The sequence below is a fragment of the Dietzia sp. DQ11-44 genome, assembly GCF_014145205.1.
Lineage (GTDB): Bacteria > Actinomycetota > Actinomycetes > Mycobacteriales > Mycobacteriaceae > Dietzia > Dietzia natronolimnaea.
Genome location: NZ_JAALEC010000424.1, coordinates 1 through 3,953, shown reverse-complemented (window position 1 = coordinate 3,953; position 3,953 = coordinate 1). Strand labels below are relative to the sequence as shown.

The following is a 3,953-nucleotide window of genomic DNA, read 5'->3' as shown; positions in this document are numbered from 1 at the left end:
GCGGTCGCGGCGGGATCCTCGGAGCGCTCGATGGCGGCGTGGTACGACTGCCGCATCCCCAGCCCGGCGAAGACCTCGTCGATCAGGTGCTGCGGAACCCCCAGGTCCTCGGCGGTCACCCAGTGACGGTCGAGGAACGGGCGCATCGCCTCGCAGAACCGGCCCAGCACCTCCACGGCGCGGGGATCCTTGGGGTCGAAGTCGATCCCGCCCTTGGCACCGCCGACGGGGAGGTCGAAGGCCGCGGTCTTGCGGGTCATGCCGCGGGCCAGGTCCTCCACCTCACCCAGGGTGCAGCCGGCCCGCATCCTGGTCCCGCCGGTGGCCAGGCCACCGACGAGGGTGTCCACGACGAGGAACCCTCGGGCGCCGGTGACGTCGTCCTTCCAGTGCAGCCGCAGGTACGGTTCGCGGGTGGCGGGACCCTCCGCGGGTGGAGCCGGCACTGCCACCGGCACCGACCCGGTTGTCGCGGTGAAACCCGGAATCTCGATGGATGTCATGGTGCTCGCCTCCTGAAACGCCTCGTCCCGACTCTCCGGCGGGGTCCCTCAAGCATGGGAGCGGGGACGGGCCCGGGTCCAGCGAGAATCGATGGACCCGACCGTTCACTTTTTCTGCACTGTCCCCGGTCAGCCCCTACGCTCGGGGCCATGGAGCCGTCACTGCACCGACTCAGACTGCTCCGCGAACTCGAGCGTCGCGGGACCGTGACCGCCGTCGCCGGGGCCCTGGACTACACGGTCTCCGCCGTGTCCCAACAGCTCGCTCTTCTCGAAAGGGAGGCGGGGACCCCCCTGTTCGAGCGTCGTGGCCGCCGGATCGGGCTCACCGAGGCCGGGTTGGTCCTGGCCGGGCACGCGGAGACCATCCTGGCCGCGGTGGAGGACGCCGGGCACGCGATGGAATCGGCCCGGGCCGGGGTCGGGACGACCCTCACGGCCGGGGTCTGGGCGTCGGTGGCCACGACCCTGTTGCCCGCCGGGATCCGGGTGCTCGCCCGGGACCACCCGGGGATCGAGGTGCGCAGCCGCGAGCTCGCCCCGGAGGACACCACGGGCGCGGTCCGGGACGGCTCCCTCGACCTGGCTTTCGTCCTTGACTATTCCAGTTACACGATGGCCCGGGTCCCCGAGCTCACCCGGACACCCATCGCCGTGGAATCACTGCACCTCGTGGCCCCCCGCGGGTCGATCGACGCCGGCGAGGTGGCGTTAGGCGACTTCGCGGGCAAGCCCTGGGTCCTGGCCCACCCGCGCTCCCACTTCGGCAGGGCCGTGCGGCTCGCCTGCCGGGAAGCGGGTTTCGAGCCGGACATCCGTCACGAGGCCGGTGAGCAGTCGACCGCACTCGCCCTGGTCGCCGCGGGCCTCGGCGTGACCCTGGCCTCCGACCTCGGGCTGGGCACCTCGACCGCCGAGGTGGACGTGCTGCCTCTGAACGACACCCTGACCAGGACGGTCTCGATCGCGTACCGGGAGCGGGACGCCCGGCGTCGACCCCTACGGGCCTTCGTCGACGCGTTCACCGAGGCCGCCCTCGGCCTGGGGCTCGACGCCGCGGAGGCGCGACCGGTCAGCCGCTGACGTATCCCCGGCTCTTGTCGACCAGCGGACCGGGCTCGCCGCCGCCCGCCCAGGTGCGCAGGTGGTGGAGGAACTGCTCCGAGAGGGTGTCTCGCCAGCCCACCACGTCGCCCGACATGTGGGGGCTGACGTGCGCGCCGTCGAGGGTCCACAGCGGGTCGCCGTCGGGGAGCGGTTCGACGACGAGGACGTCCAGGTGCGCCGAGAGTCTGCCCGCCGCGATCTCCTGCGTGAGGGCCTCCTGGTCGACCAGTTGGCCCCGCCCCACGTTGATCACGTGGGCGCCGTCCGGGAGCGCCGCCAACTCGGCCGGCCCGAGCATCCCTCGGGTGGCCTCGGTCAACGGGGCCACCATGACCAGGTGGTCGACATCGCCCAGGTGCCCGGCCAGTCGGGCCGAGTCCAGGACGACGCCGAAGTCCTCGTCGTCGTCGGAAGGTCGACGCCCCGCCCCACGGACGTCCACGCCCACCGCCCTGAGCAGCCGCGCGGTGGCCCGGCCTATCCCCCCGGTCCCCACGACGAGGGCGCGGCGTCCCGCCACGCGGGTGGTCTCGCGGTGGCGCCACACCCCGGCGCGCTGCAGTGCCTCCGTCCGGTGCAGCTGCTTGTCGTGGGCGAGGACGCAGGCCAGGACGTACTCCGCGATGGGCCCGTCGAACACACCACGCGCGTTGGTGACCGAGACGTCGGAGTCGCGCAGCTCGTCGAACAGCAGCGTGTCGACCCCGGCGGCGGCCACATGGACCCATCGCAGCGCGTCGGCGGCGTGCCAGGCGGAGGCCAACGCGTCGGAGAAGATGTCCCACACGAAGAGCACCTCGGCGCCGGGCAGCGCCTCGGCCAGGGTGTCGGCGGTGCACTCCCGCACGTCGGCGAGTCCGCGGAGTTCGTCCAGGTGGGTGGGCGGGACGACGCCGTCGGCGGTGAGGAGGACGACTGTCGGTCGCGTGTGCGGGGACCGGTGCTGCTGCGTCATGGACACACCGTAGCGTGCCCGCGACCGCCCCCCCGCAGATCGTCGGATTGTTGACAATCTGCCCGGAGGGGTCACACACTGGCCCCATGACCGCGCATCTGTCGCCCCTTCTCAAGCAGGCCACGCCCGTCGTGGTGGACCACGCCCTCGGCTCGTGGATCCACGGCACCGACGGCCGCGACTACCTGGACTTCACGACCGGCATCGGCGTGACCAGCACCGGCCACTGCCACCCCGACGTGGTCGCCGCCGCGCGCGAGCAGTGCGGGAAGATCATCCACGCGCAGTACACGACCGTCATGCACCAACCGCTGCTGCAGCTGACGGAGAAGCTCGGCGAGCACCTGCCCGAGGGGATCGATTCGGTCTTCTACGCCAACTCCGGGTCCGAGGCGGTCGAGGCCGCCGTCCGGCTGGCCCGCATGGCCACCGGCCGGCCCAACATCGTCACCGTCCAGGGCGGCTTCCACGGACGCACCGTCGCCGCCGCGAGCCTCACCACCGCCGGGACGCGCTTCTCCGCCGGCTTCTCCCCCCTCATGGGCGGGGTGGTGATGACCCCGTTCCCGCACGCCCTGCGGCACGGGTGGAGCGAGGACGACGCGATCGACTTCGCGCTCGCCGAGCTGGACTACCTCATGGCCTCCCGTGTCGACGCCCGCGAGATCGCGGCGTTCCTCATCGAGCCCGTGCTCGGCGACGGCGGCTACATGGCCACCCCGCCGCGCTACCTGCAGGGGCTGCGCGACCGCGCCGACCGGATCGGCGCGCTGCTCGTGCTCGACGAGGTCCAGGCCGGCATCGGGCGCACAGGCCGGTTCTGGGGCCATCAGCACACCGAGGGCCTGGTCCCGGACGTCATCATCACCGCCAAGGGGATCGCCTCGGGCTTCCCCATCTCCGCGATCGCCGCTCCCGAGGCGATCATGGCCAAGGCCTGGCCCGGATCGCAGGGCGGCACCTACGGCGGCAACGCCGTGGCGGCCGCGGCGGGCGTGGCGACCCTCGGGGTGGTCGCCAGGGAGGGTCTGGTGGCCAACTCCGCCGAGCGCGGAACCCAACTCCTCGAGGGACTGCGGCGTAGCCTCGGCGACGTGAGCGAGATCTGCGACATCCGCGGGACCGGGCTCATGCTGGGCGTCGAGTTCGGTGACCCCACCGCTCCCGCGGGCAGTGCCGGTGCGGTGGAGGCCGCCCGCCTGGCCGGAGCGGTCCAGCAGGCGTGCATCGACGAGGATCTGCTCACCCTCACCTGTGGCCCCACGGGCTCGGTGGTGCGCCTCATCCCCGCGCTGGTGGTGACCGCCGACGAGGTCGACGCCGGCGTCGAGCGGTTCACCCGCGCGGTCCACCGGGTGTGCGACGGGGCGGCGTGACCTCCCGCGTCG

Annotated in this window: 4 protein-coding genes; 2 read left to right on the top strand and 2 right to left on the bottom strand. The window is 72.8% G+C overall.

Annotated features, from left to right (window positions below):
* Positions 1-503: Glu/Leu/Phe/Val dehydrogenase dimerization domain-containing protein (locus G6018_RS10985; RefSeq protein ID WP_277817772.1), on the bottom strand; the 503-nt coding region annotated here is incomplete at its 3' end.
* Positions 504-653: 150 nt separating this feature from the next.
* Here G6018_RS10985 and G6018_RS10980 point away from each other — a divergent pair.
* The gene (locus tag G6018_RS10980) at positions 654-1,586 is read left to right on the top strand and encodes a LysR family transcriptional regulator (RefSeq protein ID WP_182639598.1); all 933 of its coding nucleotides are present in this window, start codon (positions 654-656) and stop codon (positions 1,584-1,586) included.
* Here the strand turns inward: G6018_RS10980 and G6018_RS10975 are convergent.
* Positions 1,576-2,565: a D-2-hydroxyacid dehydrogenase gene (locus tag G6018_RS10975; RefSeq protein WP_182639597.1), complete on the bottom strand. Its 990-nt coding sequence runs from the start codon at positions 2,563-2,565 to the stop codon at positions 1,576-1,578. The genes G6018_RS10980 and G6018_RS10975 overlap by 11 nt on opposite strands.
* Positions 2,566-2,651: 86 nt before the next feature.
* Here G6018_RS10975 and G6018_RS10970 point away from each other — a divergent pair, with 86 nt between their 5' ends.
* On the top strand, positions 2,652-3,941 hold the full coding sequence (locus G6018_RS10970) for an aspartate aminotransferase family protein (RefSeq protein ID WP_179524517.1): 1,290 nt from the start codon (positions 2,652-2,654) through the stop codon (positions 3,939-3,941).
* Positions 3,942-3,953: the final 12 nt, after the last annotated feature.

Bases quoted from the DNA above. Each gene is read 5' to 3' on its own strand.
- G6018_RS10970 (WP_179524517.1), top strand. From the start codon at position 2,652: ATGACCGCGCATCTGTCGCCCCTTCTCAAGCAGGCCACGCCCGTCGTG.
- G6018_RS10975 (WP_182639597.1), bottom strand. From the start codon at position 2,565: ATGACGCAGCAGCACCGGTCCCCGCACACGCGACCGACAGTCGTCCTC.
- G6018_RS10980 (WP_182639598.1), top strand. From the start codon at position 654: ATGGAGCCGTCACTGCACCGACTCAGACTGCTCCGCGAACTCGAGCGT.